The organism is Bacillus sp. B-jedd (genome assembly GCF_000821085.1).
Lineage (GTDB): Bacteria > Bacillota > Bacilli > Bacillales > Cytobacillaceae > Bacillus_D.
The window spans coordinates 2,291,226-2,316,302 of the sequence record NZ_CCXR01000001.1; the positions used below are offsets into that span (position 1 = coordinate 2,291,226).

At 42.7% G+C, this 25,077-nt stretch carries 29 protein-coding genes and 1 other annotated feature (1 of these 30 cut by a window edge); of the genes, 13 read left to right on the top strand and 16 right to left on the bottom strand.

Annotated elements, in window-relative coordinates:
- Positions 1-135 precede the first annotated feature (135 nt).
- The 3 genes from BN1002_RS11235 (at position 136) to BN1002_RS11245 (ending at position 3,757) form a co-directional block, all read left to right on the top strand.
- The gene (locus BN1002_RS11235) at positions 136-837 is read left to right on the top strand and encodes a Crp/Fnr family transcriptional regulator (protein ID WP_048825112.1); all 702 of its coding nucleotides are present in this window, start codon (positions 136-138) and stop codon (positions 835-837) included.
- A 74-nt stretch (positions 838-911) separates the two neighbouring features.
- The gene (locus tag BN1002_RS11240) at positions 912-1,514 is read left to right on the top strand and encodes an SCO family protein (protein WP_048825113.1); all 603 of its coding nucleotides are present in this window, start codon (positions 912-914) and stop codon (positions 1,512-1,514) included.
- Between the two features lie 626 nt (positions 1,515-2,140).
- The gene (locus tag BN1002_RS11245; protein WP_048825114.1) at positions 2,141-3,757 is read left to right on the top strand and encodes an ABC-F family ATP-binding cassette domain-containing protein; all 1,617 of its coding nucleotides are present in this window, start codon (positions 2,141-2,143) and stop codon (positions 3,755-3,757) included.
- Positions 3,758-3,807: 50 nt separating this feature from the next.
- Here the strand turns inward: BN1002_RS11245 and BN1002_RS23740 are convergent, their stop codons facing one another.
- Positions 3,808-3,939, bottom strand: coding sequence for a YuzL family protein (locus BN1002_RS23740; protein ID WP_148362766.1), 132 nt, complete (start codon positions 3,937-3,939; stop codon positions 3,808-3,810).
- Between the two features lie 109 nt (positions 3,940-4,048).
- On the opposite strand from BN1002_RS23740, the gene BN1002_RS11250 reads away from it, so the two are divergent.
- The 6 genes from BN1002_RS11250 (at position 4,049) to BN1002_RS11275 (ending at position 10,250) form a co-directional block, all read left to right on the top strand.
- The gene (locus tag BN1002_RS11250; protein WP_048825115.1) at positions 4,049-4,291 is read left to right on the top strand and encodes a YkuS family protein; all 243 of its coding nucleotides are present in this window, start codon (positions 4,049-4,051) and stop codon (positions 4,289-4,291) included.
- Positions 4,292-4,838: 547 nt separating this feature from the next.
- A complete protein-coding gene (locus BN1002_RS11255; protein ID WP_048825116.1) occupies positions 4,839-5,291 on the top strand; it encodes a cupredoxin domain-containing protein in 453 nt (150 codons plus the stop codon).
- Between the two features lie 356 nt (positions 5,292-5,647).
- Entirely contained in the window at positions 5,648-7,912 is a 2,265-nt protein-coding gene (pflB, locus tag BN1002_RS11260; RefSeq protein WP_231575026.1) for a formate C-acetyltransferase, read from the top strand.
- Positions 7,913-7,977: 65 nt separating this feature from the next.
- A complete protein-coding gene (pflA, locus tag BN1002_RS11265) occupies positions 7,978-8,724 on the top strand; it encodes a pyruvate formate-lyase-activating protein (protein WP_048825117.1) in 747 nt (248 codons plus the stop codon).
- A gap of 122 nt (positions 8,725-8,846) precedes the next feature.
- Entirely contained in the window at positions 8,847-9,575 is a 729-nt protein-coding gene (locus BN1002_RS11270; RefSeq protein ID WP_048825118.1) for an urease accessory protein UreH domain-containing protein, read from the top strand.
- Between the two features lie 96 nt (positions 9,576-9,671).
- A complete protein-coding gene (locus BN1002_RS11275; protein ID WP_048825119.1) occupies positions 9,672-10,250 on the top strand; it encodes a biotin transporter BioY in 579 nt (192 codons plus the stop codon).
- Positions 10,251-10,381: 131 nt separating this feature from the next.
- Here BN1002_RS11275 and BN1002_RS23745 read toward each other — a convergent pair whose 3' ends face one another.
- Positions 10,382-10,519 carry a hypothetical protein gene (locus BN1002_RS23745; RefSeq protein ID WP_156129714.1) on the bottom strand — a complete coding sequence of 46 codons (138 nt, stop codon included), beginning with the start codon at positions 10,517-10,519 and terminating at the stop codon, positions 10,382-10,384.
- 15 nt (positions 10,520-10,534) lie between these two features.
- Here BN1002_RS23745 and BN1002_RS11280 point away from each other — a divergent pair, with 15 nt between their 5' ends.
- Positions 10,535-10,825 (top strand): hypothetical protein, encoded by a 291-nt coding sequence (locus BN1002_RS11280; RefSeq protein ID WP_048825120.1) that lies wholly within the window; start codon positions 10,535-10,537, stop codon positions 10,823-10,825.
- Between the two features lie 25 nt (positions 10,826-10,850).
- Positions 10,851-11,633, top strand: a complete 783-nt coding sequence (gene yidC, locus BN1002_RS11285) for a membrane protein insertase YidC (RefSeq protein WP_048825121.1) — start codon at positions 10,851-10,853, stop codon at positions 11,631-11,633.
- 123 nt (positions 11,634-11,756) lie between these two features.
- On the opposite strand, the gene BN1002_RS11290 is transcribed toward yidC, so the two are convergent.
- The 5 genes from BN1002_RS11290 to BN1002_RS11310 form a co-directional block, all read right to left on the bottom strand.
- A complete protein-coding gene (locus tag BN1002_RS11290; protein WP_048825122.1) occupies positions 11,757-12,419 on the bottom strand; it encodes an amino acid ABC transporter permease in 663 nt (220 codons plus the stop codon).
- Between the two features lie 33 nt (positions 12,420-12,452).
- Complete coding sequence (locus BN1002_RS11295; RefSeq protein WP_048825123.1) at positions 12,453-13,283, bottom strand: ABC transporter substrate-binding protein; 831 nt, start codon at positions 13,281-13,283, stop codon at positions 12,453-12,455.
- Positions 13,284-13,433: 150 nt separating this feature from the next.
- Positions 13,434-13,781: a fluoride efflux transporter FluC gene (locus BN1002_RS11300; RefSeq protein ID WP_048825124.1), complete on the bottom strand. Its 348-nt coding sequence runs from the start codon at positions 13,779-13,781 to the stop codon at positions 13,434-13,436.
- Positions 13,778-14,170: a fluoride efflux transporter CrcB gene (gene crcB / locus BN1002_RS11305; protein ID WP_048825125.1), complete on the bottom strand. Its 393-nt coding sequence runs from the start codon at positions 14,168-14,170 to the stop codon at positions 13,778-13,780. The genes BN1002_RS11300 and crcB overlap by 4 nt, the downstream gene beginning before the upstream one ends.
- A gap of 73 nt (positions 14,171-14,243) precedes the next feature.
- Complete coding sequence (locus BN1002_RS11310; protein WP_048825126.1) at positions 14,244-14,447, bottom strand: DUF6501 family protein; 204 nt, start codon at positions 14,445-14,447, stop codon at positions 14,244-14,246.
- A 497-nt stretch (positions 14,448-14,944) separates the two neighbouring features.
- On the opposite strand from BN1002_RS11310, the gene sda reads away from it, so the two are divergent.
- Positions 14,945-15,076: a sporulation histidine kinase inhibitor Sda gene (gene sda, locus BN1002_RS11315; RefSeq protein ID WP_048825127.1), complete on the top strand. Its 132-nt coding sequence runs from the start codon at positions 14,945-14,947 to the stop codon at positions 15,074-15,076.
- A 67-nt stretch (positions 15,077-15,143) separates the two neighbouring features.
- Here the strand turns inward: sda and mnmH are convergent, their stop codons facing one another.
- Both mnmH and BN1002_RS11325 read right to left on the bottom strand, forming a co-directional pair.
- The gene (gene mnmH, locus BN1002_RS11320) at positions 15,144-16,226 is read right to left on the bottom strand and encodes a tRNA 2-selenouridine(34) synthase MnmH (protein WP_048825128.1); all 1,083 of its coding nucleotides are present in this window, start codon (positions 16,224-16,226) and stop codon (positions 15,144-15,146) included.
- A gap of 841 nt (positions 16,227-17,067) precedes the next feature.
- Positions 17,068-17,649 (bottom strand): hypothetical protein, encoded by a 582-nt coding sequence (locus BN1002_RS11325; protein WP_048825129.1) that lies wholly within the window; start codon positions 17,647-17,649, stop codon positions 17,068-17,070.
- Between the two features lie 170 nt (positions 17,650-17,819).
- Here BN1002_RS11325 and BN1002_RS11330 point away from each other — a divergent pair, with 170 nt between their 5' ends.
- Positions 17,820-18,422: a class I SAM-dependent methyltransferase gene (locus tag BN1002_RS11330; protein ID WP_048825130.1), complete on the top strand. Its 603-nt coding sequence runs from the start codon at positions 17,820-17,822 to the stop codon at positions 18,420-18,422.
- Positions 18,423-18,469: 47 nt separating this feature from the next.
- Here BN1002_RS11330 and trpA read toward each other — a convergent pair whose 3' ends face one another.
- Genes trpA through trpE form a run of 7 tightly spaced genes read right to left on the bottom strand, consistent with a single transcriptional unit; the run spans position 18,470 to position 24,868 of the window.
- Positions 18,470-19,258 (bottom strand): tryptophan synthase subunit alpha, encoded by a 789-nt coding sequence (gene trpA, locus BN1002_RS11335; RefSeq protein WP_048825131.1) that lies wholly within the window; start codon positions 19,256-19,258, stop codon positions 18,470-18,472.
- Positions 19,251-20,459 (bottom strand): tryptophan synthase subunit beta, encoded by a 1,209-nt coding sequence (trpB, locus tag BN1002_RS11340; RefSeq protein WP_048825132.1) that lies wholly within the window; start codon positions 20,457-20,459, stop codon positions 19,251-19,253. Before trpB ends, trpA begins: the two co-directional genes overlap by 8 nt.
- Positions 20,446-21,075 carry a phosphoribosylanthranilate isomerase gene (locus BN1002_RS11345; protein ID WP_048825133.1) on the bottom strand — a complete coding sequence of 210 codons (630 nt, stop codon included), beginning with the start codon at positions 21,073-21,075 and terminating at the stop codon, positions 20,446-20,448. The genes trpB and BN1002_RS11345 overlap by 14 nt, the downstream gene beginning before the upstream one ends.
- Positions 21,072-21,866 carry an indole-3-glycerol phosphate synthase TrpC gene (trpC, locus tag BN1002_RS11350; RefSeq protein ID WP_331386329.1) on the bottom strand — a complete coding sequence of 265 codons (795 nt, stop codon included), beginning with the start codon at positions 21,864-21,866 and terminating at the stop codon, positions 21,072-21,074. The genes BN1002_RS11345 and trpC overlap by 4 nt, the downstream gene beginning before the upstream one ends.
- Positions 21,863-22,888: an anthranilate phosphoribosyltransferase gene (gene trpD, locus BN1002_RS11355; RefSeq protein WP_048825135.1), complete on the bottom strand. Its 1,026-nt coding sequence runs from the start codon at positions 22,886-22,888 to the stop codon at positions 21,863-21,865. The genes trpC and trpD overlap by 4 nt, the downstream gene beginning before the upstream one ends.
- Positions 22,869-23,471: an anthranilate synthase component II gene (locus BN1002_RS11360; protein ID WP_048825136.1), complete on the bottom strand. Its 603-nt coding sequence runs from the start codon at positions 23,469-23,471 to the stop codon at positions 22,869-22,871. The genes trpD and BN1002_RS11360 overlap by 20 nt, the downstream gene beginning before the upstream one ends.
- Positions 23,468-24,868: an anthranilate synthase component I gene (trpE, locus tag BN1002_RS11365; RefSeq protein ID WP_197072787.1), complete on the bottom strand. Its 1,401-nt coding sequence runs from the start codon at positions 24,866-24,868 to the stop codon at positions 23,468-23,470. The genes BN1002_RS11360 and trpE overlap by 4 nt, the downstream gene beginning before the upstream one ends.
- Before the next feature lie 124 nt (positions 24,869-24,992).
- Positions 24,993-25,077, bottom strand: a binding site (T-box leader) (it continues 160 nt past the right edge of the window).

The window sequence follows — 25,077 nt, forward strand, 5'->3', positions numbered from 1 at the left end:
AAAAAAATATTATATTTATCATCCGTTCCGTTCTTATTATTGTAAAAAAGCTTTCCCCTATTTAAAGTTATCCTAAGGTAAAATAGGATTGTATAGGCAAAAACAGCAAACAATAAATTGGTGTGGGTGATCCATATGAAAAGTTTTTCCAAGAATCCGGCGTTATCATATGAGCTGAACGAACTTTTAAAATCATCCAACAGAAATTTCGAATGCACTAAAGGCTCCTATTTATTCAGGGAAGGGCAAGACGCAGCCGAGGTCTATATTATTTTGTCGGGAAAAGTGCAAATTACGAAGATGAACTCCGAAGGACAGGAACTACTTCTAAGGCTTTGCTGCCACAATGACATTGTCGGCGAATTAACTCTTTTCACCTATGAGCCTAAATATATCTTTAACGCCCGGGCGATCGAAGATGCCGAGATAGCCGCCTTGGAAATCAATGAACTTGAACAAGCTTTATTTAAAAATAGTGAGCTCGCATATGAATTTCTAAAATGGATGAATGACCATATGCGAAAGACAATGACCAAATTTAAAGACCTGGTGTTATACGGGAAAAAAGGAGCGTTGTATTCCACACTAATCAGACTCAGCAACAGCTACGGAGTTGTGACTGAGAAAGGGATCCTTATCACTGTCCCCGTCACAACCCAGGATCTTGCCAACTTTTGCGGCACAGCACGTGAGATAGTCAGCAGAATGCTGTCGGAATTAAAACGGAAAAACATCATCAGCATAGAGGCAAAAAAAATAACCATTCACAACCTGGAATATTTAAAAAAAGAAAACAACTGTGAAAATTGCCCGATTGAATATTGTAACGTCGACTGAACTTCGAAGTTCACAGAATATCCACATACATTTCAAGGAAACTCCTTTATCTTTGAAAAAGGAGGCGTTTTTGCATGAGAAAAATAGTGATTATATGTGTCGCTGCTATAGGAATCGGCATAGCCGCCGGCATATCATTTTTTATCGCGCGGGATGCGCTGGCACAAATTCCAGGAGACGTTGAACTCCAAACGCATAATAATGAGGAATTCCGTTTTGGGGATGACCATACAAAAGTAAAACTGATTGAATTCATCTATACCCATTGCCCGGATATTTGCCCTACGACGACCCAAAAAATGGCCATGCTTAAGGAAGACTTGAAAGAAAAAGGCGTATTTGGCAAAGAGGTTGAATTTATTACTATTACTATTGATCCGTACAGAGATACACCGGAAGTAATGAAGAATTATATGAAAATGTTTGAAATTGAGGATGATGGGGGCTGGCTCTTCCTGACTGGCGATGCCAGCAATCTTAAAAAAAGCCACGAACAGATCCGAAAAACGGCAGAACCTTTTCAATTCCAATACAAGGATCCTGGCAATGGATTTTTTATCCACAGTACATTCACTTATCTAGTCAATGAAAATAATAGATTCATCGAAAAATTTCCTATGGGGAATGATTTTGATAAACAGGCTGTCCTGAAAGAGATTTTGGACGAAATCGAGTAGTTCCCCAGAAAAATAGCAAAGCGGATAACCCCGTCAGCAGGTTATCCGCTTTTTACATACTGTTTAATCAATTTACTGAAGAAGGAGCCTTACTTAAGTGCTGCAGATTGGACAGGTAATCAGATTTCGGCTTCGTAATGCTGGCCTTTATCCCCGATTCCCTTAACTTTTTAACCAGTTCCGTTATCTTTTTTTTCGCCACACGGTTCACCTTCTCTTTTCGGCATTTCCATAACTCAATTCTACAACAAAAATATGAATAAAGTGTGAAAATCATAAAATAATTTAAAAAAATATTTCAAACTGATACTGGTTGTTTTTTCAGTTTACCCAACGGATATAATGAGGAAACAATAATCTCCTTACTGACAAACAAATAGTACTTTTGGAACGGCCCTTGATGGTTGATTTCCACTCCACAAGGAAATACTTTGCGACGAGCTGAAAGTTCGCTTCCGCTTTTCGAGGGATCTCCACGTGCCCCTGTATTCCACCGGAGTCAGTCCCTCCGTTCCAATTAACTTCATTGAAAATAACACGCGCCCTTAATGAGTCTTTGGAATAGTTAGCAAACGGAGATGAATCGTGGTATAATTTTAAGGATTATGTCTATTTTGGAGGATGCTATGATTACAGTAAGCAATGTAAGTTTACGCTTTGGCGACAGAAAACTATTTGAAGATGTTAACATAAAGTTCACTCCTGGCAATTGCTATGGATTGATTGGAGCGAATGGTGCGGGAAAGTCGACCTTCCTTAAAATCCTATCTGGGGAAATTGAAGCCCAGACTGGGACGGTCCATATGGGGCCAGGTGAAAGAATGGCCGTTTTGAAACAGAATCATTACGAATATGAGGAACAAGAAGTCCTTAAAACGGTTATTATGGGACATACACGCCTATATGAAGTTATGCAAGAAAAAGACGCAATATATATGAAGGAAAATTTCACTGACGAGGACGGGATGAAAGCCGCCGAGCTTGAAGGTGAATTTGCCGAGCTGAATGGCTGGGAAGCTGAATCCGAGGCAGCGATTCTTTTAAAGGGCCTTGGTATTGATGAGTCCCTTCATGATAAAAAAATGGCGGACCTTTCGGGCGGAGAAAAAGTAAAAGTCCTGCTTGCCCAGGCTCTATTCGGCCAGCCGGATGTCCTGCTGCTTGACGAGCCGACAAACCATCTTGATATTAAAGCCATCCAATGGCTTGAAGAATTTCTTATCAATTTTGAAAATACAGTCATAGTTGTGTCCCACGACCGGCACTTCCTAAACAAGGTTTGTACCCATATCGCTGACCTTGATTTCAGCAAAATTCAAATCTATGTCGGCAACTACGATTTTTGGTACGAATCGAGCCAACTCGCACAGAGGATGGCGCAGGATGCAAATAAAAAGAAGGAAGAAAAAATCAAAGAGCTACAGAGCTTTATTGCCCGTTTCAGCGCGAATGCGTCTAAATCCAAACAGGCAACCTCAAGGAAAAAGCTGCTTGATAAAATTACCCTTGACGATATTAGGCCTTCATCAAGAAGATATCCATACGTCGGGTTTACTCCTGAGAGGGAAATCGGCAACGATTTGCTTATGGTTGACGGCCTGACTAAAACAATTGATGGCGTAAAGGTCCTTGACAATATTAGCTTTACAATGAATAAGGACGATAAAATTGCTCTTGTCGGAACGAATGAATTGGCTAAAACAATCTTGTTCAAAATACTGATGGGAGAAATGGAGCCAGATGCCGGAACCTTTAAATGGGGAATCACGACTTCCCAGGCTTACTTCCCGAAAGATAACTCCAGATATTTCGAAAACAGCGATGTAAATCTCGTTGACTGGCTTCGCCAGTTCTCACCAAAGGATGACAGCGAAAGCTTCCTGCGCGGGTTCCTTGGAAGAATGCTTTTTTCAGGTGAGGAAGTATTGAAAAAGGCGAGTGTCCTATCCGGTGGTGAAAAGGTCCGCTGCATGCTGTCCAAGATGATGCTTTCAGGCGCGAATGTTTTGCTTCTTGATGAACCGACAAACCATCTGGATCTGGAGTCCATCACCGCTCTCAATAATGGGTTAATCAATTTTAAAGGTTCCATGCTGTTTGCATCCCATGACCATCAGTTTATCCAGACAATCGCGAACCGTATCTTTGAATTGACGCCTTCTGGCCTTGTTGATAAGCAAATGACTTATGACGAATACCTTGAAAACAAAACGCTGCAGGAGCAAGTGGCGAAGATGTATTAAAAAAACAGGGGTTATTATCCCCTGTTTTTTTACATCAAAAATCCAGCTTGTTATGAACGTTTTTGCTTGTTGTTGGAAGACGGCCGTTCTTTTTTGCCGGTTTCCCTGTTTGTAGTACCCTGCCCTTCAACTTGCGAGGAATTGAGACCGATGGTTGATGGATCATGCTTCCTTTTGCCCAAAATAAAACACCTCCCTAATTTAATGTTTTTCCAAAGGCCATTTGTTATTCTGCAAAGGAATAATTCCTCCCCTTTCAGAAACAATATGGACGAAGGAGGTGTGGTTTTTATGGCTAAAATAGGAGTGGAACAAGCACTTACCAATGTCAGCCAGGCACTTAGGGCAAAAGGACATGAGGTGGTCGAGCTGAAGCAGGAATCAGATGCTGCGGATTGTGCCTGTTGCGTGATCAGCGGTCTCGATTCGAACGTTATGGGGATGCATGATACCGTGACAAAAGCGTCGGTTATTGAGGCAAATGGGCTGACTGCGGATGAGGTTTGTTCAATGGTTGAAAACAGACTGGGTTAATCTGATGCCCCGTTTTTCATTAAGCCGATAGGAGACGCCGTCCTATCGGCTTTTTTCTATATAGGTTGCAGTAAAGATTAATACTCAAACGTGAACGGAGTGGTTGATTTCCACTCTGGGCATTTCGCTTTCCGCGGGGCGAAGCATCTACCTGTATTTACTTTATGAGAAACATCCATGAATTGGCTTCGAGCAGCTTTGCGACGAGCTGAAGATTTGCTTCCCCGAATAGTCTGTGGCGCAGGAGCATTTTTTGTGGAGCCTCCTCGTAGCGCCGCTCCTGCGGGGTCTCCCCTTGCCGCTCAATCCCGCAGGACAAATGGCCTCTTCGAATCGGCTTTGCACGAAGGAAACGCGGCAGCGTTTTCGAGGAGTCTACATGCCTGAGTTCCAATCACCCATCTATTCAAATTAGAAAGTGCAATAATTAAGTTCAACCTATATAGTACCTCCCCTTCCCGTTTATTAAGAAAAGTTCATGAAAATAGACAAGTTACCCTGCCATACAAGCATATGTTAGTTACAGGACATACTATGGGGGGATTAGATGAAATTTTGGGCTGTAAAGAAAAGTACTGTTCTCATTGCCTTTGTTTTCGGACTGGCTATTATTTCAGCTGTGGCATGGTGGCTGTTAAACGCTGGAGATAAAGTGGTTTTTAATCCGGTTGCCACCAACAAGGTTCGGGAAGTTCATATGGTCACAGGGGAATTTGCTACAACCATTCCGGGCGGAAAGAAAATTGAGGCTTACAGATGGGATCCAGGTACGATTTTTATGGAAAAAGATGAAAAAGTCCGACTCATTATTTATGGGGTGAACGGCAAAGAGCATCCATTCAGAATCGAAAATACTTCTTTTAAAGGAACAGTTAAAAAAGGTGAAGAAACGGTACTTGATGTCTCTTTTGAGAAAGAAGGAGTTTACAGGCTGATTTGTGAAGTCCATCCGGACAAAGAGCATAACGGCCCAATGATTGCTTATATTGTCGTAGATTAATAATTATTAAAGCGCTGTTGCCTATCACGGTAACAGCCTTTTTGTTTCTTCTATAAAAATATATTGTTTCTAACACAATCACAGTTGAAACGTTGATATGTATGGATTCTTCTTATATAACAGTTTTTAAAAACCACTATTATCCTATAGTACAGATATAAATTATTTGAAAATTACATCTTCCTATTAATCAATAAATAATGCAATTTAGCCCTCTAAACCCAAGATTCACAATATGTTAACAATTAAGACTGTTTTAGGGTGATAATCCTCACATACCATCTGTTATACTCAAAGTAAGATAATGAAAGCGAAGCTGTTATACTGCTTTAAAATAAACGAAGAGGTGAACCACAATGGCACAAACAATGCTGGTTAAAACCGACAAAGATGAAACTGTACAATGGAAAGGATTTAAGAAAGGCAAGTGGGCAAAAGAAGTAAATGTCCGTGACTTCATCTTGAATAACTTCACACTTTACGAAGGAAATGATAGTTTTCTCGCTGGTGCAACCGAGGCGACAGATAAGCTTTGGAAGCAGGTTATGGAACTAACCTCACAGGAAAGGGAAAACGGCGGTGTTCTTGATATGGATACCGAAACAGTTTCCACCATTACCTCACATGGACCTGGATATTTGAACGAAGACCTCGAAAAGGTTGTCGGCTTCCAGACAGATAAACCATTCAACCGCTCCATGCAACCGTTCGGCGGGATCCGGATGGCAAAAGCAGCTTGCGAAGCGTATGGATATAAACTAAATGAAGAAGTTGAGCGGATTTTCACTGACTTCCGAAAAACACATAACCAGGGAGTATTTGATGCTTACACAGATGAAATGCTTCTGGCCCGAAAAGCCGGCATCATCACAGGATTGCCTGATGCTTACGGCCGCGGAAGGATCATCGGCGATTACCGCCGGGTAGCATTGTACGGGGTCGACTTTCTTATTGAAGAGAAGAAAAAAGACTACAAGTCAACAACCGGCGTTATGACGGAAAACAATATCCGCCACAGGGAGGAACTCGCCGAACAAATACGCGCCCTTGGCGAACTGAAGGACCTGGCGAAAAGCTATGGATATGATATCTCCTTACCAGCTGCCAATGCCACAGAGGCTTTCCAATGGGTATATTTCGGATACCTTGCGGCTATCAAGGAGCAAAACGGGGCCGCAATGAGCCTTGGCCGTGTATCCACTTTCCTAGATATTTATATGGAACGCGACCTGAAGAACGGGACTCTTACAGAAGCTGAGGCACAGGAGCTCGTCGATCACTTTGTCATGAAGCTCCGACTCGTCAAGTTCGCCCGTACTCCGGACTATAATGAGCTGTTCAGCGGCGACCCTACCTGGGTAACTGAATCGATCGGCGGTATTGCATTGGACGGACGCCCGCTTGTAACGAAAAACTCGTTCCGCTTCCTGCATACACTAGACAATCTAGGTCCTGCACCGGAACCAAACCTGACAGTCCTTTGGTCGACTAAGCTTCCTGAGAATTTCAAAAAATATTGCGCGAAAATGTCCATTCAAACTAGCTCAATTCAATATGAAAATGACGACATCATGCGGCCGGAATGGGGCGACGACTATGGAATCGCCTGCTGTGTTTCCGCAATGGCAATCGGGAAACAAATGCAGTTCTTCGGTGCCCGTTCCAATCTTGCCAAGGCCCTCCTCTATGCCATCAATGGTGGAGTGGACGAGAAACTGAAAATCCAGGTTGGCCCTCAATATGCGCCAATCACTACCGATACCCTGGACTACAATGAAGTGATGAAGAAATTCGATAACATGATGGAATGGCTTGCCGGGCTCTATATCAATACTTTGAATGTCATCCACTATATGCATGACAAGTACAGCTACGAGAGGATTGAAATGGCGCTCCATGATTCTGAAATCCTCCGTACGATGGCAACAGGGATAGCCGGGTTAAGTGTTGTGGCCGACTCCTTAAGCGCAATCAAGTATGCGGAAGTAAAGGTTCTCCGTGATGAAAATGGATTGGCCACCGATTTTGAAGTGAACGGCGATTTCCCTAAATACGGAAACAACGATGATCGGGTCGATAGCATTGCTGTTGAAATCGTCAAAACCTTCATGCAAAAACTTAAAAAACATCAAACATACAGGGATTCCATGACTACGATGTCTGTCCTGACAATTACATCCAATGTGGTTTATGGCAAAAAGACGGGCAATACGCCAGACGGGCGCAGGACTGGCGAGCCTTTCGCACCTGGCGCCAACCCAATGCATGGCCGGGACACGAAAGGAACGCTTGCATCCCTTTCATCCGTGGCGAAACTTCCTTATGAGTATTCACTGGACGGAATTTCAAATACTTTCTCCATAGTTCCTAAAGCACTTGGAAAAGAAGAGGAAAGCCGTATCCTCAACCTGGTTTCCATACTTGATGGCTATGCGATCAAGGAAGGCCACCATCTGAACGTCAACGTTTTCAACCGGGAAACTTTGATGGATGCGATGGAACATCCTGAGCTATATCCACAATTGACCATCAGGGTTTCTGGTTATGCTGTAAACTTTATCAAGCTGACAAGGGAACAGCAAATGGATGTCATTAACCGCACGTTCCACGAATCATTATAAATTATAGCCGGGCGGCCGGGGCCTTTATCCGGCTTCCCCTTGTTTAACTGGGAAGGAGATTCATTATGAACGGAAACATACATTCAATTGAAACATTCGGCACAGTAGACGGACCTGGTATCCGCTATGTCATTTTTACACAGGGCTGCCTCCTCCGCTGCCAATTTTGCCATAACGCTGATACGTGGGAAATAGGCTCCGGAAAGCAAATGGCGGTGGACGAAATCATGGATGACCTCCGTTCATACCTTCCTTTTATTGAATCGTCTGGCGGGGGAATCACGGTAAGCGGCGGAGAGCCGCTCCTGCAGGTCCCCTTCCTCCTTGAACTGTTCAAGGAATGCAAAAAAGCCGGGATCCACACGGCCATCGACTCTTCGGGAGGATGCTTTTCCAGTGCGGCCCACTTTCTGGCACAACTGGATGAACTGATGGAATATACAGACCTTGTGTTACTGGACATAAAACATATTGACAGGAAAAAGCACATCGGATTGACCGGTATGGCGAATGACCACATCCTCGAGTTTGCGAAGTATTTATCCAATCGGAATGTCCCCATCTGGCTTCGGCATGTCCTTGTACCGGGAATAACCGACGATGCGGATGACTTATTGAGGATGGGAGAATTTATCGGCACGTTAAAAAATGTCCATAAAGTTGAAATACTCCCCTACCATAAGCTTGGCGTGTACAAATGGGAAGCCTTAGGGCTTGAATACCCGTTAAAGGATATAGAACCGCCAAGTGAAGAAAAAGCACAGGAAGCCTATGAGTATATTACAAAGCAATGGCAGCCTTCCGCAGGTTAATAAATCGAAAATGCCATCCTTCCGGGTGGCATTTTCTTATATTCTTTTACTATCTGCACATTTTCTGGATAATCATGTGCTACTCTTAAACTGAATTTTTTAAACGAATGGGGAGAATGAAGATGTATCAGACGCTTACGGACATAAGCAATTTCCTTAGCACCCCTTTTGTCAATATGCTTTCTTCAGCCGAAGAAGTGCCGTTAATTGCTGCTTTTTTGCTCGGTATCATCGGGGCTTTGGCGCCATGCCAGCTGACAGGAAATATTAGCGCCATCACTTTTTATGGAAACAGGAGCCTGCAGTCCCCCGGACAGGCTCGTCATATTGGCTTATTTATTTTAGGCAAAATTGCGGTTTTCTCAGCGCTTGGATTCGCCGTATGGGCAGCGGGCAGAGGTTTTCAAGATTCACTTCCGCTTTTCTTCGCAGCCTCCAGAAAAATGATCGGCCCATTTATCATTCTGCTTGGCCTTTTTTTAGCCGGCTTTTTCAAATTCGGAGTCTTAAATAAATTTTTTTCTAACATTTCTATTCCTCAAAGGTCCGGCAGATGGAGTTCTTTTTTAATGGGTGCGGCTTTTTCAGTTTCTTTTTGTCCAACTATGTTTATATTATTTTTCCTAACGTTGATGCCAATTGTATTAAGTACTCCTTTAGGGATAGTCCTCCCTCCTGTTTTTGCAATCGGAACTTCCCTTCCATTGATTATTTTCCTGGCTGTAGCCTGGTCGGTAGGGATGGATGGCACTCTTCTTCGGAAGAGCAGGAAAATCGGGGTAATGGTACAAAAAACCGCAGGATTCATGTTAATCGTCATTGGGCTTTTCGATACCATCACATACTGGTGAGTGAAAATACTATTGACAAAGCATTCTCTCCGTATTAAAGTTTTTAATGTCAACCAAAACCGGTTGTTGGTTAACTTAACGAAGGGGAGAATATTGATGTCAAACGAACAATTAAAATTAAGACGAATGATTTTAGCTGCTTTATTTGCAGCTATTACGGGAATTCTGGCGCAAATGACGATTCCACTTCCACTTGTCCCGATTACCGGCCAGACATTGGCAATCGGTTTGGCCGCGACCATTCTGGGAGCGCGTTATGGAACTCTTTCGATTTTGCTATATTTGGCGTTAGGCGCTGTTGGAGTTCCTGTATTTGCAGAAATGAAATCAGGTGTTTCCGTTCTGTTCGGGCCTACCGGAGGGTACCTCGTAGGCTTTATACCTACTGCTTTTATTATTGGTTGGTATCTTGAAAAGACTTCCTTTACTTTCAAGCAAGCCATGATTGCCAATACAATCGGCATGATCGTTACCCTCACAATCGGAACCGCATGGTTGAAGGTGTCAGCAGGACTGCCATGGACAGGAGCACTGAAAGGCGGATTTTACCCGTTTATTCCAGTGGGGATAATTAAAGCTGCCCTTGCCGCGTCAATAGGCATCGGGGTTCGAAAGAGGCTGGTTTCGGCAAACTTGCTAGGCTCAATTACAACAGGCATCAAACAAAATTTTTAAATTTAGGCCCATTTAAAGGTAAGAGATGATTTTCAATGAAGTTGATTGGAACGGAGGGGACTGACTCCGGCGGTCTGCCCCGCGGAAAGCTTGTCTCCGGAGTGGAAATCAACATTCAAGGATAATAGAGCCTAAGTTTTAAACGGGACAATGGTGTGAATCACTCCCCCATTTGTCCCGTTTTTGTCATTTTTATCAACTTGCCTGCCGCTTTCCCATTCATTCACATTGAAAGTTTCATCATACTCCTGTATACTTTTATCATTCATGAAGGAGGTGATTCCATGATAGATTTACTGGCTGAAATTTATGACTTGAATACATGGACTTCCTTATACGCCTGGATCTATTTTGGAATTGCCATCAAATTGCTGATAGATTTAAGCGGAAGTTTTTCTTTTGCGGACCGTGAAAAACCCGCTGGGATGGCCTGTATCGGATTGTCTTTACCCAGCTCCGAAAAACCGCCGCGCAGCAGCAATTTCGTCCTTATATGGATTGGTAAATGCATTAAAAAGAAATGCGGCTTAAATGACGATTCAGATGAACCATCATCCCTCCTGAACATTAGTTAAACTAACTAAAATACAGGAGGATACGATGAAAGGGAAAAAAAATCTATTTATTATAACTGGTATATTATTGAGTTTGGTTTTCACATTAACTGGCTGTTCTGGCGCGAATGGCGATAAAGGCATATTCAGCACATTCTTCGTCCACCCGTTCAGTACGGCGATCCATTATCTTGGGGAATTTTTCGGCGGGAATTTCGGATTGGCGATTATTCTAATCACCTTGATTATCCGGCTCGCTTTAATGCCTCTTATGTTAAAGCAATATAAAAATCAGTTAGTGATGAAAAGTAAAATGGATGGCCTGAAGCCTGAAATGGATGATTTGCAAAAAAGGATTAAAGCAGAAAAAGATCCTGCAAAACAGAAAGAGCTTCAAAGCCAGATGTTTGCCCTATATCAAAAGCATGGAGTGAACCCTTTGAATATGGGCTGTCTGCCCATATTGATCCAGATGCCGATCCTGACGGGTTTTTACTATGCTATAAGAAGTTCGACCGAAATTGCTTCGCATAGTTTTCTATGGTTCAGCCTTGGCAGCCCTGATATCGGGATTACCCTCATTGCAGGCGTAATTTATTTTCTGCAATTCAAGGTCTCACAATCGAGCATGCCCGCCCAGCAACAGCAGCAAATGAAATACATGGGACTTCTATCTCCCGTTATGATTGTGATGTTTTCTTTAAAAGCTCCCGCGGCTCTTCCGCTTTATTGGACAATTGGCGGTACCTTCCTAATATTTCAAACATTGATCAGCAGAAGGCTTTATCAATCCGGTAAAGCCGTTGAAACAGTTTCTGCTGGCAATTGACACTAATATTAAAGCTGCCCTTACCGTGGTTTATATACGGTTTTCAGGGCAGCTTTTATTTTTGCAAAATGTCGGCCAATAAGTCGCCCAATGATAATAGTACAAGTTCCCTTCCAATCTTTACTATTCAAAAACACTTACTTTTTTCTCGATTTTCCCTACCAAAGATGTCATTAGGGTTGTCAACAGTAAATAAATGGCCCCTACTAAGATGAAGATTTCCATGTAACGATAGGTACTGCTTATTATTTGCTGGCCAGTCCTTAACAAATCATAAAGAGCGATTGTTGAAACAAGGGAAGATTCTTTTATTAGAGCGATAAATTCATTGCCTAAGGGCGGGAGCATCCGCCGGAAGGCTTGAGGGAGAATTATACGCCACATAGCCTGCCTGTTGTTTATGCCCAGAGCCCAAGCCGCTTCCATCTGTCCTTTGTCTATTGACTGGATTGCTCCCCTTGCAATTTCAGCGATATAAGCCCCCGCATTCAAAGATAATGCAATACAGGCAGATACAAAGGGAGGCATCGTTAAAGCGCTAAACATGGAAGGAATGGCAAAATGGATGACAAATAACTGCAATAATAGCGGAGTTCCACGGATAACCCAAACATAAAAACTGCTGGTTCTAGAGGCAAACTTATTTTTAGATACCCGTCCTAACCCAATAAATATGCCAAGCACACTGCCCGCAATGATTCCGATAGCTGCTATTTCTATTGTTACGAGTGCCCCTTGCAATAAGAAGGGAAGATAAGTAAGCACAAAAGCTGAAAATTCACTCATCACTTTCCTCCTATATCATTCTTTCGTCTTCTTTTACTGCTTTTGAGTGATATCTTCACCGAACCATTTATCACTGATTTCCGAGAATGTCCCATTTTCTTTCAAAGTATTTACGGCGTTTTGCAACGCATTTTCTAAGGAATCATCATTCTTCCTGACCGCTATTCCAATCGGCAATTCCATAAAAGTATTTCCGCTTACATCGAAAACGCCAGGTTTTAATTTTTTATAATAACGGCCCACCGCTTCTGCAACGATGACTCCCTGAACACGTCCTAGTGCCAAATCATTAAAAACATCTGTATAACCGTTATATGCTTTGATTTCCTTTACTCCTTTTATTTCCTTCGCGGCTGTTTCACTTGTTGAACCCATTTGGACCCCGACAATTTTTCCAGATAGGTTATCTTTACTATTAATCTTGTACGGATTTCCTTGTCCAACTGCTACAATTTGTCCTAATTGCAAGTACTCAACAAAATCAACTTTTTGTTTTCTTTCCTCTGTTATATTCATCGATGACATGATCATGTCATATCTGCCAGCATCAAGGCCTGGTAGGATACCATCCCAGGCGGTCGGAACAAACTCCGCTTTGACTCCCAATTCTTTAGAAACCGCTTTGGCAAGATCAATATCAAATCCTATCAATTCGTTCTTTTCATTACGGTAATTCATTGGAGGAAAAGTATCATCGACTGCAATGGTTAGCACACCTTTGTTTTTAATTTCGTCCATGGTTCTTTCACCAGCAGCCACCTTCTTCCCCCCATTTTCAATTTGCTGTGCATTTGGTTGTGCACTACAGGCAGCTGTGGAAAAAACTAAGACCAGCATGATTGATAATTTAATAATTTGTTTCACCTTTCTTCCTCCCTTTCGCACTTTAGTACTCTAATTGTTTATCAGAGTAAAGAATATGTTGTTTATTCTAACTAGAATTTTTTTAAAATGCAAATATTTTTGATAAAAAAAAATGCACCGAGATTCGGTGCATCATAAACTTTATAATATTTAACTTCTTCCCACGAGCAATCCAGCAAAAGCCAAAATCACTCCTCCTAGCAGGCTGGCTGTCGCATAAATGAGTCCCTCACGCTTTTTACCTCTCCCCCAAAAAGAAACCAATTCATTAGTAAAGGTAGAAAATGTCGTAAGCGCACCGGTGAATCCAATTCCCAAAAAAGCATAAATTAATCCTCCTGCAATCTTCGCAGCAAAGTAACCCAGAAGGAATGAGCCTGTAAAGTTGGCTATTAAAGTGCCAAAGGGAATGGATTTTTTATTATTCATTTTCGTTGAGAAATACAATCTGCAAATTGCCCCAAGAAATCCTCCGATTGCAATCAGAGCCAATTTCAACTGCCTTCGCCTCCCATCCTCCTTTTACCTCCGCTCCCGGCTAAAGTTCCCGCATAGGCGAATATAAGCCCGCCACCCATACTAATTAGGACATACAAGAAGGCAATTAAGTAATGCCCAGCCTCAATCTTATTGATTGCATCCAGGCAAAAAGCGGAAAATGTAGTAAAAGATCCAATAACGCCGGTTGTAAAGCCAGTTGCAAGCTGTTTTGGAATTCTTGGCCACTTGGCCAGAGTGGCTGCAAACCAACCCAGAATGAACGAGCCGATCAAATTCACTAGAAGAGTACCATAAGGCATTATACTTTCAGAGCTATGTAAAAAGGAAAACGAATAACGGAGAAGGCTTCCAATAACTCCTCCAATACCTACATATAAATATGCCATTTTGATCTCACCTTAATGGATTTTCATCTAACGAATAAATGTAAAAGACCGCCAGCATCAGCCGGCAGTCTTATTAACATTTCTCGAAATAGTCCTTATAGTAGCCGCCCACTTTACCGGTATTGTCTACAACAAAATAAAACTCATCCGTTTCATTTTTTACATCATAAACATTTCCGGGGGTGAGGACGTGATTTACAATATATTTCTTTGCGTTGGCGTGAATACATTTCACTTTTTTAATTGTCTCTTTTTCCTGCCAGATTAGATGCTGCATGGATTAACACCCCTTACGTTTGTCTGTTCCAAGTATAAACAATTCATCAAGGGGTCTGCAAGGCGGGAAGGCAATTTTTAATTACATTCTCTTTCCTGGCTTCTGAATTTCCAGGACTTCTTCTGCTTCCATGGTTATTACTTCCTGGGTGAGGACATTTTTAAAAGTTAAATAGGATGTCTCGCAAATTTCATCTTCCCTGAGGAATTCCATATTCGTGAAAGTGTCTTCTTTATAATCAATATTATACTAATTGTTTTTCTGATCCATCTCTTTCTACCTCTTTCTTTAAGCTGCATGGTTTGTATACCACATGTTAGAGAGCGATTAAACATTTCTGAAAATTCTTGCGGACATAGTAAAAAAGTTCGATAGCCCGGCCAAAAGTACCTTTTTTAAAAAATTTCATTAAAAAGGGTTCCAAAAATCACTTGGAACCTTTACAATGTAATAAACTGAATATTCAATCCACTTTTCCAAGGAGGCATTACAAATCTATGAAAATTATGAGTAATGAACAGCTTGTCGTTTCTTATCGTGATGCAATGAAGTCTGGGACGGAGAAGGAATGGATAAAAATTCTAAAGGATGAAATTCAGCGAAGAGGGTTAAGGCCTTTTAAGAAGTAATGATGAAGCCAATTGAGAGCAGCTGCCGGCCAAAACCGGCAGCTGTTTAATTTTATTTCTGGTAACCTTATCGGGTTTCCTGTTGAATGGTGCAGCATGGCCCAAGTGATAAATCCGCCAGTAGCTCTTCCAGCTTCCGGGCTGCCTCCTCAACATTTTCGGCATGGATATCTTTAAATTCCCCAATGTATTCAAGCTGTTTGTGTTCGTACATAGGATCATAGTAGAATTCAAGCAAAATCCCGACCATGCTTTTGTAATCCTTTTCCATTATAGCTTCCTCAAGCTGCTTTTTAGCTACAGGAAATTTAATCCGCTTCAAAATCCTTTCAAGGGCAGATTGAACCTTCCCATGGTACCATGGCTCGTCCTTATATGGGGCGATATACTCCCTTTCAATCAACTCTATCCGCTTCATGATCGGAAGGTGTACTTGTATATGAATGCCATGCGTTTTCACATCCATTAATATATCCGGCTGGACAATGCGCCCTATCCGCTTACTCTCCGCTTCCATAATCGTATAAGGAGGATTCCCTAGTTCGGCAAGCCGATTAAAAAGGAGTGCATCAAATGTTTTTTGGCTGTTTCCTTCACCAAGCCCGATGGCTCCAAAAATTGATCCCCTGTGGCCTGCGAGGTATTCCAAATCAATGACAGGATAGCCTTTTTGACGGAGCAAATGAAGGATTTCTGTCTTACCCGTACCGGTCATGCCGTGGATGACAACGGATTTCTGGGGCACCAGCCCTGGGATTTGCTTTAGCAGATACTGTCTATATGCCTTATACCCTCCCTGCAGCCTGCGCGCCGATATCCCCGAAAATTCCAAAAATGCAGTCACAGCTTTACTACGCATCCCGCCGCGCCAGCATTGGATAATTGGCATGCCATCAGGTTCGGTATGCTCTTTTATTGTTTTTAAAAGGACAGGTATTTTTGGTGATACAATTTCCATTGCACGCCATTTGGCCGCATCTGAGCCTTCTTTTTTATAAATGATGCCTATATCACTTCGTTCCTCATCAGTGAATAAGGGAACATTGATTGCACCGGGAATGGCACCTTCACTAAATTCAACCGGAGCACGGACATCGATCACAACCGGATTTTTTATATTGAATAAGTCTTCTATTGTAATTTCTCTCAACGTAAAAGCACACCTCTGTTTTTAAATCACTTATATCCCTTTATTTTAATGGATTCCTGGTGAATTGCAAATGCCTCACCCCCGAACGAAATGATGCCTTTTCAAAAGGCTCTATTATCCTTGATTATTGATTTCCACTCCGGGGACATGCTTTCCGCGGGGCGAAGCATCTACTTGATCCAACTTCATGAGAAACATCTATGAATTGACATCGTGCTGCTTTGCGACGAGCTGAAGGTTCGCTTCCTCGAATAGTCTGTGGCGCAGGAGCAGTCTTTATGGAGCCTCCTCGGCGTCCTGACGCCTGTTTGTCCAGCTGCACAGGGAAGGCTTCGGCAGCTTAGACCCACGCACGAAGAAAAAGCGAAAGCTTTTTCGAGGAGCGCCTAGCCCCTCGAGGTCGCTTCGGTCCCAAATGTGAAGTCAAAGACCGACTTCCCCTTCTGGCCCTCCAGCGCTTGTCTACGCTTCGCTCGCATTAAGGGCGACTAGGATTTTGCTTCGCAAAACCAAGTCTTCCTATATCGGGGCTGACCACAAAGGAAAGCTTCTGCGACTAGTCATCGCAGGGACACAAAGGAAAGCTTCCATGAAAGATCATCGCAGAGACAGGCGAACTTGCCTGGCGCGAGGCGGTTTTTGCCTGTCACGAAGGCGCTTCCGCTTTCCGGGGGGTCTCCACGTGCCGCTCCATCCCGCAGGACAACTGGCTTCTTCGAATGGGCTTTGCACGAAGGAAATGCGCCAGCATTTTCGAGGAGTCAGTCCCCTCCGTTCCAATCAACTTCCTGAAAATCAACACTCACCTTTAACTGAGCCTTTCAAAAAGAAGCTGACAGGCTCACCTAAACGGCGCTCCTGTCAGCTTCTGAATGGCCATGCAAAAAGCTGCCCATTGTTCAGGATAATGACCTATACCCGAACATTCATATGTTAAGGACTTTGTCTGCAAACTGACAGACCAGCTGTTGCCATCCAGTACAATCCCTTTATCCTTAAGATAATTTTTATCCCAACTCCAAATTTGTGTCCTATATAAACTTGTTTTAAAATCCGGTACAGATCCCGGCCTTTTCTTCGTTTGTATATCTTTTATGGCTGGGAATTCCTTATCCCGCCACTCCACATAAGTAAAAAATCCTTTTATAAAATTAACTTTTAAAAGATAGGCATTTCTTCCAGGCTGCTCTGAATATGCCCTTAACAACACAGGCTGTTTTTCTGGCTTGATGGATATAGTTCCATTGTAGAATAAGAACAATTCATTTTTTCTGGATAAGACCGACTTAACATCAGAAGGATGAACAGAAGGTTTCCCGCTCGATAAAAGTCCATTTGCTTCATTGCATAAAGAAGAAATTGATAAAGGCCCTTTTTCATCCAGAATTTTCAATATTCCATCTAAAAGCGGCATCCTCCCCATCCTTCCTTCCCCTTTTCAATTTAAAAATAGAGAGATGTTCTACGAATTTGTTCCTGATTCCAGTATAATGATTTCGCCATTCGCATCTCTGTAACAAATCACACGTTTTTAAATTACAGCCTTTATTTTTTTCCGAAAAAGGGTATATAGCAACCGAGGAGGCAGTGCATATGAATAAGTTTGCGAAGCAATTCAGGGTCCCAAGAGGATTTTTAGGGAAAATAGCGGGAAAAATAATGTATTTTGAAAATAGGAAAATAAACGAGTGGACATTGCAGAACCTGGATATTTCAGATGGACAGACAATACTTGAAGTCGGCTACGGCCCTGGATATGCCATTGGTGAAATTGCAAAATGCCACCCTGAAGCTTATTTGGAAGGCATCGATATATCTGGAGAAATGCTGAAGGAAACTTCATCAAAATATGAAAATCTGATTAAAGAAGGTAGGCTCACCCTGCTTTGCGGAGAAGTGTCAGATCTCCCTTCAAAAACCGGATTTTACAACAGGATTTTTTCAGTTAACAATTATCCTCTCTGGCATGATCCAACCAATTCCATGCTATCTTTAGCCGCTCGTCTAAAAAAGGGAGGCAAAATAGCCATAACCGTGCAGCCAAGAGAAAAGGAAGCAACCGATGAAACGGCCCGGGAAATCGGCAAGCAGCTTGTCAACAATTTAAATGAGGCTGGCCTTCAACATATTAAGGTCCATTATAAAAAGGTTTGGCCAGTTTTGGCTGTGTGTGTAACAGCAAGAAAGCCACTCTGAAAAAGAGTGGTTCTCCATGATTTAATCTCTTATGTTTGTTAACAATTTTAGACGGATGTTTCTCTTTTACTTTTAAAGCTGCTAACAAAATTCTGCAACTCATCAAGTCGGTTTTCGTGAAACAGCTCAATAATTTTACTTCCAGCGATAACACCATCGCAAAAGGATGCCAATTCTTTGGCCTGTTCATTATTTGCAACCCCAAAACCTGCTAACACGGGAAGTTTGCTTGCCTGTTTCACCTTTACAAGATAGTCATGAAGCTCTGACTGAAAACCATCCCTTTCTCCTGTAACTCCTTTTACTGTGACTGCGTATAAAAAGCCGCTGCCTTTTTCCGATATGTCTCTTATCCGCGCGATTGGAGTCGTAAGCGTGACAAGCCTTATCAACTCAATTCCCACACTTGATAAGTAAGGTTCGACAAGAGCTTCTTCCTCAGCGGGCATATCAGGGATGATACATCCGTCAACGCCAGCAGACTTCCCGTCTGCACAAAATTGATCAATGCCATATGCAAGAATGGGATTTAAGTAAGTCATGATGATGATAGGGATGGAAACAGCGCTTCTGGCTTCTCCAATATGCCGAAGAGTATCTTTTAATGTTGTCCCCTGTTTGAGTGATCGTAATCCAGCTTCCTGAATGGCCTTTCCATCCGCGACCGGGTCGGAAAATGGAATACCGACTTCAATAGCCGATGCCCCGAACCGCTCCAGCATTTTTAGCTTATCAGCCAAGCTGTCAAGTCCTCCATCGCCTGCCATGATATACGGAACGAAAGCTTTTTCCTGCCTGGCGCTCAAATCCTGGAATTTGCTTGCCAATCTATTCATTATTTTTTCCTCCCTTTAACTTTTCCATTACCGCTTCAACATCCTTGTCGCCTCTGCCCGATAAGCAGATGATTATTGATTCTTCAGGTTTCATTTTCCCCGCCAGCCTGATGGCGTACGCGACTGCATGGGCACTTTCAAGTGCAGGAATAATCCCCTCCCTGATGGCTAGAAGCTTAAATGCCTCAAGTGCTTGTCCATCAGTAATAGAATCATAAACAACTCTGCGCGTCTCTTTTAGATAACTATGCTCAGGCCCTACTCCAGGATAGTCAAGACCAGCCGAAATCGAATGGGCTTCTTGTATTTGCCCATGCTCATCCTGCAGCAGATACATAGAAGCGCCATGCAGAACCCCTGGTTTACCATTTGTTAAAGATGCGGCATGGAACTGGGTATCAATTCCGCTTCCAGCAGCTTCTACACCATAAAGCTGTACTTCTGTGTTTTCGATAAAATCATAGAACATTCCCATCGCATTGCTCCCTCCTCCAATGCAGGCGACGACCGCTTCGGGTAACTTCCCTTCTTTTTCGAAAAACTGCTTTTTCGTTTCATTTCCAATAACCCGCTGGAAGTCCCGTACAACCATTGGAAAAGGATGCGGACCCATTACTGAACCTAATAAATAATGCGTATCATCCACATTGGCAACCCAGTAGCGGAGAGCCTCATTCACTGCATCCTTCAGGGTTGAGCTTCCGGAATTGACACTAACCACCTTAGCTCCGAGCAGTTCCATCCTAAAAACATTTAAAGCCTGCCTTTTAACATCTTCAGCTCCCATAAATACAGTGCAATCAAGATTTAGCAACGCGCAGACGGTCGCTGTTGCGACACCATGCTGCCCCGCTCCTGTTTCGGCGACAATCCTTTTTTTCCCCATCCGCTTGGCAAGAAGCGCCTGCCCAATCGTATTATTAATTTTGTGAGCCCCTGTGTGATTCAAGTCTTCCCGTTTTAAATAGATTTTTGCCCCACCCGCGTCATGAGTCAGATTTCCCGCAAAATATAAGGGGGTCTCCCTTCCTACATACTCTTTTAGATATTGGCGGAATTCATTTTGGAATGAAGGATCATCTTTTATTTGATAATAGGCTGCCTCCATCTGTTTCACAGCTTCCATTAGCGTTTCCGGGACGAACCTTCCACCGAACCTGCCGAAGTGCCCTTTCTCATCTGGTAATTTATATGTTTGCATATTTACTCCCTCCCGATTGTTTCGCTATTTGAATGAATTTTCTTATTTTGTCATGATCTTTGATTCCGTCGGTTTCAACCCCGCTGCTCACATCGACCATATATGGATTTACAAGATTAATCGCCATGCCGACATTTTCACTGTCTAAACCGCCCGCCAGGATGATTTTGCCGGATTCGATTTTCCCGGATGACAGTATAGTCCAATCAAAAGTCATGCCCGTTCCGCCTCTGGATTTTGTTCTCGGGCTATCGAGCAAATAACTTTCACACTCATAATCTTTTATTTTCAATAAATCTTCATCACTGCCGATATTAAACGCCTTTATTACTGGATAGGAAAAACTCCTGCAAAAAACGGGGGTCTCATCACCATGGAGCTGCAAATGGGTCAGACCGCTATAATGAGCAATTTTCTCAATATTTTTCTTTGGCTCGTTGACAAATACCCCTACTTTTTGAATATGTTTTGGAAGTAATTCGATGATGTTCTTGGCCGTATCGGGGCATATCCTCCTTTTGCTTTGCGCAAAAACAAACCCTAGCGCATCCGCTCCTTGTTCAATTGCATAAAGTGCTGTTTCCGCATCCAAAATCCCGCAAATTTTCACTTTCATTTCGTAAGGACCTCTGGCTTTGAAACAATGAATTCAGCTGTTTTTTTCTTAAGGGAATCCGTTGTCATCAGTGTTTCACCTATGAGCAAAGCATCGGCTCCCGCCTGGGCAGCAAGCAGGGCATCCTCACGCCCCTTAAAACCGCTTTCGCTAATGAACATAGCCCCCGCTTCCCGGACTTTTGGGCCAAGATTGGCCGTATTTTCCATAGATACTTTAAAGGTACGTAAATTCCTGTTATTAACGCCTATCAATTGTGCTCCTGTCATCAGTGCATCGTTAAGTTCTTTTTCCTGATGAACTTCAACAAGCACTTCAAGGCCGAGGGAACGGGCATAAAGATAAAGCTCCCTTAATCGCTCCGCTTCCAGCGCTGCCGCAATCAATAAAATTAAGTCAGCGCCAGCTCGATACGCCAAATCAATCTGGATTTCATCGATAATAAAATCCTTGCATAATACTGGCAAGCCAACAGAGCTTTTTACCTCTTCCAAGTCACGGAAGGAACCCTTGAAAAACGTTGAATCGGTTAGAACCGATATGGCAGTGGCTCCAGCCTGCTCGTAAAGTTTTGCTTGTTCGCCAGGGTGTGGTATGCCGTTTATTAAACCTTTTGATGGAGAAGCCCTTTTAAATTCTGCTATGACTGCTATTTCCTTCGAGTTATTCAATACTTTAATCAAACTTTTCGGCTGCCGAAAAACTTCTAGAGCAGGAATTCCTTTATTTCGATAATTTTCAACTTCCTCCTCTTTTTTCTCTAAAATCCTTTTCAAAATAGAATCCATCATATTGCCTCCTTTTTTAGCCGCGCGGAAATTCTCTTTAGACTTTCCAGTTTTGCATAAGCCGCACCGGAATCGATACTCCTTGCGGCCATTTGAATTGCTTCTTGGATTGTATTAGCGTGCATTGCCGAATAAATTCCCAGCCCGGCATTCAGGAGTACAGTCTCCCTGTAAGGTCCTGGATTGCCAGCCAATACGCCCTCGAGAATCCTGGCATTTTCCATGGCTGAACCGCCTTTAATTTCTTTATTCTCTCTGCGTTTAAGGCCAACCTCTTCAGGAGTAATTGAGAAATAGCTAATATCACTCCCTTCAATGATTGCCAATTGATTTTCGCCTTCCAATGACGCTTCATCAAGTGATCCTTTTCCATTAATGACAATGGCTCTCTTTCTACCAAGAACAGCGAGTGTTTTCGCAAATAAGGGGAGGAATTCCGCTTTGTAAACACCTACCAGCTGGAAATCCAGGTTAACCGGATTCGCGAGTGGCCCAATCAAATTAAAGGCAGTTGGTATTCTCATTTTTTTTCTAACGGCCATGATTTCCCTTAGCTTTGGATGCACATGAGGAGCGAATAGAAAAGAAATGCCCAGTTCCCGAAGTATCACTTCTGATTCAGCAGGCGGGATGCCAAGGTGTATGCCGAGACTTTCCAGCACATCCGCACTGCCAGCCCTGCTTGAAATGCTTCTGTTCCCATGTTTCGCAACCTTAACGCCCGCTCCCGCGATAACAAATGCAGACGTAGTGCTCACATTGAAGGTGGAAGCACCATCACCTCCCGTTCCACAATTATCCAGTATGCCGGTCGCATTAAATACAAAGCCTGACGTATTTTCCCTTAAAGCCGTCGCCATGCTCGCAAGCTCTTCAGGTGTTTCCCCTTTCATTTTCAAGCCCATTAAAAATGCAGCAATTTCGCTTTCTTCCGTCTCTCCGTTCAGCATTCTATTTATCGCTTCCTTCATCTCAACGGTTGTCAATGAACATCTGTCAGCCAGTTTAAGCAAGTATTCCCTCATGCCGATTCCCCCTTTTGGCTTCTTTTAAAAAGTTAGCCAGAATTTGCATTCCGAATTCTGTGCCAATGGATTCTGGGTGAAACTGTATCCCATACACCGGAAAATCATGATGGTGAATAGCCATTACTTCCCCATCGTCTTCTGATTCAGCATCAATCATCAACTCATTTGGGAATTCCGATTTTCCAACAGATAATGAATGATAACGCATGACATTTATTTTTTCGGGCAGGCCTTCAAATAAGTGGCTTTTGTTGTGAGAAATTGTTGAGATTTTACCGTGCCTGATTGACCGTGCTTTCCTAACCATCCCTCCAAAGCTCTTTGCAATAATCTGATGCCCCAGGCAAATCCCCAGGATGGGATAGATGCCGTGTAACTCCCTAACGAGACTCAAGCATATCCCTGCCTGCCCAGGGCCGCCCGGACCTGGAGAAAGGACAATGGCTGTTGGATCCAGCTTTTGAATTTCCTTTATACTAATTTTGTCGTTCCTGAAAATAACTACCTTTTGCCCGAGTATGCCAAGATATTGATACAAATTAAATGTAAAGGAATCATAATTATCGATTAATAAAATCAAGCAAGCCCCTCCCTGAAAGCCTTCATTTTATTCATTGTCTCTTCGTATTCATTTTCCGGCTTGGAATCATGAACGATACCAGCTCCAGCCTGAATGTATGCGATCCCTCCCTTTATAATTAAAGTCCGTATCGCAAGTGCGAAGTCTATGTCTCCGCTAGCGGAAATGTAGCCTATTGCGCCTGAATATAACCCGCGATTTTGCTTTTCCTGATCATTAATGATTTGCATGGCTTTGATTTTTGGAGCGCCTGTTACCGTCCCTGCTGGAAGACAGGCAGCCAGGGCATCAAGTGAGAATTTCTCTTCACCGAGAGTCCCTTTTAGTTCTGAAACAAGATGCATTACATAGCGGTATTTTTCAATTTCTAGATATTTGCTGATCTGTATGGAATTATATTCGCAAATGCGGCCAAGATCGTTTCTGCCCAAATCGACAAGCATTCGATGTTCCGCAAGTTCTTTTTCATCTTGTTTCAACTCTATTTCAAGTGCGTTATCCGTTAAGACAGTCTCTCCTCTTGGCCTTGTCCCGGCAATTGGATTGGCAAAAACTGTCCTCCCGCTAGTTCTGACGAGACTCTCTGGGGACACGCCCATTACCGTATACTCACCAAATTCAAAATAAAACATATATGGCGATGGATTTAAGGTCCTAAGCTTTCGGTAACATGAAAAACAATCTCCATCAAATATTGCTGAGAGCCTTTGGGAAAGGACCGCCTGGAAAATATCCCCCTCTTCGATATGTTTTTTAATTTCATCTACCTTCTCCATGTAATCATTTTTCGTAATAGATTCCTTAAACGTGCCAATCTCAAAAGGTGCCGGACTTACTGCCTGGGTTGGCTCAAGCAATTCTTTCTTTCTTTTCTCATGCCTCTGTGCAAGACCTTCCACCATTTCTGCTCCATCTAAAGGAATCCCAGTGACATAAACCTTTTGCTCATGATGATCGTAAACAATCACTTCCTCAAAAAACATGAAATGGCTATCCGGCATATCAAGTTCATCGCCATATTCTGGACCGATTTCCTCATAAAACCTTATTAAATCATAGCCAGCATATCCTGCCGCGCCTCCAAAAAAAGGCGGAATTACTGTATTAGTTTCTATCTGTGGCAATAAATCACCGAGAATCTTTAAGGGTTCCCCCTCAATAAGACTTTCTTTCCCATCTGCTTTTACTAGCCTGTTTTTTGTTCCTTTCGATATTAATTCAAATGAAGGTTCGGCACCGATATAGGAATATCGCCCTGCATCTGTTTGCCATAGCGAACTCTCAAGCAAGAACTTTCTTTCTCCGCTAATCTTTTGGAAAATAGAAACGGGAGTTAGTGTATCTCCGGGCAATTCCATGAAACTGATGTGCACTTTTTCTCTCGCTTTCTGTGCCATCTCAATCACTCCTTTTTTTATGAAACAAAATATAGTTCACCCTATCCAGCTCTCCCTTGGAGGAAAATGTAAATAGATGAATAAGGAATAAAAAAAGTCCCCTATACACATTGAAAAAATGTGTATAGAGGACGATATTATGACCGCGGTGCCACCTCAAATTGGAATCTCCAAATGCAGATTCCCTCCTTCAGGTACAGGAAATTTCC

Excerpts from the sequence above, each read along its gene's own strand:
- trpC (WP_331386329.1), bottom strand. The coding sequence starts at position 21,866 with ATGATGGATTCTATTTTGAAAAGGATTTTAGAGAAAAAAGAGGAGGAA.
- BN1002_RS11290 (WP_048825122.1), bottom strand. The coding sequence starts at position 12,419 with ATGAGTGAATTTTCAGCTTTTGTGCTTACTTATCTTCCCTTCTTATTG.
- trpB (WP_048825132.1), bottom strand. The coding sequence starts at position 20,459 with ATGCAAACATATAAATTACCAGATGAGAAAGGGCACTTCGGCAGGTTC.
- pflA (WP_048825117.1), top strand. The coding sequence starts at position 7,978 with ATGAACGGAAACATACATTCAATTGAAACATTCGGCACAGTAGACGGA.
- BN1002_RS11245 (WP_048825114.1), top strand. The coding sequence starts at position 2,141 with ATGATTACAGTAAGCAATGTAAGTTTACGCTTTGGCGACAGAAAACTA.
- yidC (WP_048825121.1), top strand. The coding sequence starts at position 10,851 with ATGAAAGGGAAAAAAAATCTATTTATTATAACTGGTATATTATTGAGT.
- BN1002_RS11345 (WP_048825133.1), bottom strand. The coding sequence starts at position 21,075 with ATGAAAGTGAAAATTTGCGGGATTTTGGATGCGGAAACAGCACTTTAT.
- pflB (WP_231575026.1), top strand. The coding sequence starts at position 5,648 with ATGGCACAAACAATGCTGGTTAAAACCGACAAAGATGAAACTGTACAA.
- BN1002_RS11270 (WP_048825118.1), top strand. The coding sequence starts at position 8,847 with ATGTATCAGACGCTTACGGACATAAGCAATTTCCTTAGCACCCCTTTT.
- BN1002_RS11235 (WP_048825112.1), top strand. The coding sequence starts at position 136 with ATGAAAAGTTTTTCCAAGAATCCGGCGTTATCATATGAGCTGAACGAA.
- BN1002_RS23745 (WP_156129714.1), bottom strand. The coding sequence starts at position 10,519 with ATGAATGATAAAAGTATACAGGAGTATGATGAAACTTTCAATGTGAAT.
- BN1002_RS11310 (WP_048825126.1), bottom strand. The coding sequence starts at position 14,447 with ATGCAGCATCTAATCTGGCAGGAAAAAGAGACAATTAAAAAAGTGAAA.
- BN1002_RS11280 (WP_048825120.1), top strand. The coding sequence starts at position 10,535 with ATGATAGATTTACTGGCTGAAATTTATGACTTGAATACATGGACTTCC.
- trpE (WP_197072787.1), bottom strand. The coding sequence starts at position 24,868 with ATGGCACAGAAAGCGAGAGAAAAAGTGCACATCAGTTTCATGGAATTG.
- BN1002_RS11275 (WP_048825119.1), top strand. The coding sequence starts at position 9,672 with ATGTCAAACGAACAATTAAAATTAAGACGAATGATTTTAGCTGCTTTA.
- sda (WP_048825127.1), top strand. The coding sequence starts at position 14,945 with ATGAAAATTATGAGTAATGAACAGCTTGTCGTTTCTTATCGTGATGCA.
- BN1002_RS11255 (WP_048825116.1), top strand. The coding sequence starts at position 4,839 with ATGAAATTTTGGGCTGTAAAGAAAAGTACTGTTCTCATTGCCTTTGTT.
- BN1002_RS11325 (WP_048825129.1), bottom strand. The coding sequence starts at position 17,649 with ATGGGGAGGATGCCGCTTTTAGATGGAATATTGAAAATTCTGGATGAA.
- trpA (WP_048825131.1), bottom strand. The coding sequence starts at position 19,258 with ATGAATAGATTGGCAAGCAAATTCCAGGATTTGAGCGCCAGGCAGGAA.
- BN1002_RS11250 (WP_048825115.1), top strand. The coding sequence starts at position 4,049 with ATGGCTAAAATAGGAGTGGAACAAGCACTTACCAATGTCAGCCAGGCA.
- trpD (WP_048825135.1), bottom strand. The coding sequence starts at position 22,888 with ATGAGGGAATACTTGCTTAAACTGGCTGACAGATGTTCATTGACAACC.
- BN1002_RS11240 (WP_048825113.1), top strand. The coding sequence starts at position 912 with ATGAGAAAAATAGTGATTATATGTGTCGCTGCTATAGGAATCGGCATA.
- BN1002_RS11330 (WP_048825130.1), top strand. The coding sequence starts at position 17,820 with ATGAATAAGTTTGCGAAGCAATTCAGGGTCCCAAGAGGATTTTTAGGG.
- crcB (WP_048825125.1), bottom strand. The coding sequence starts at position 14,170 with ATGGCATATTTATATGTAGGTATTGGAGGAGTTATTGGAAGCCTTCTC.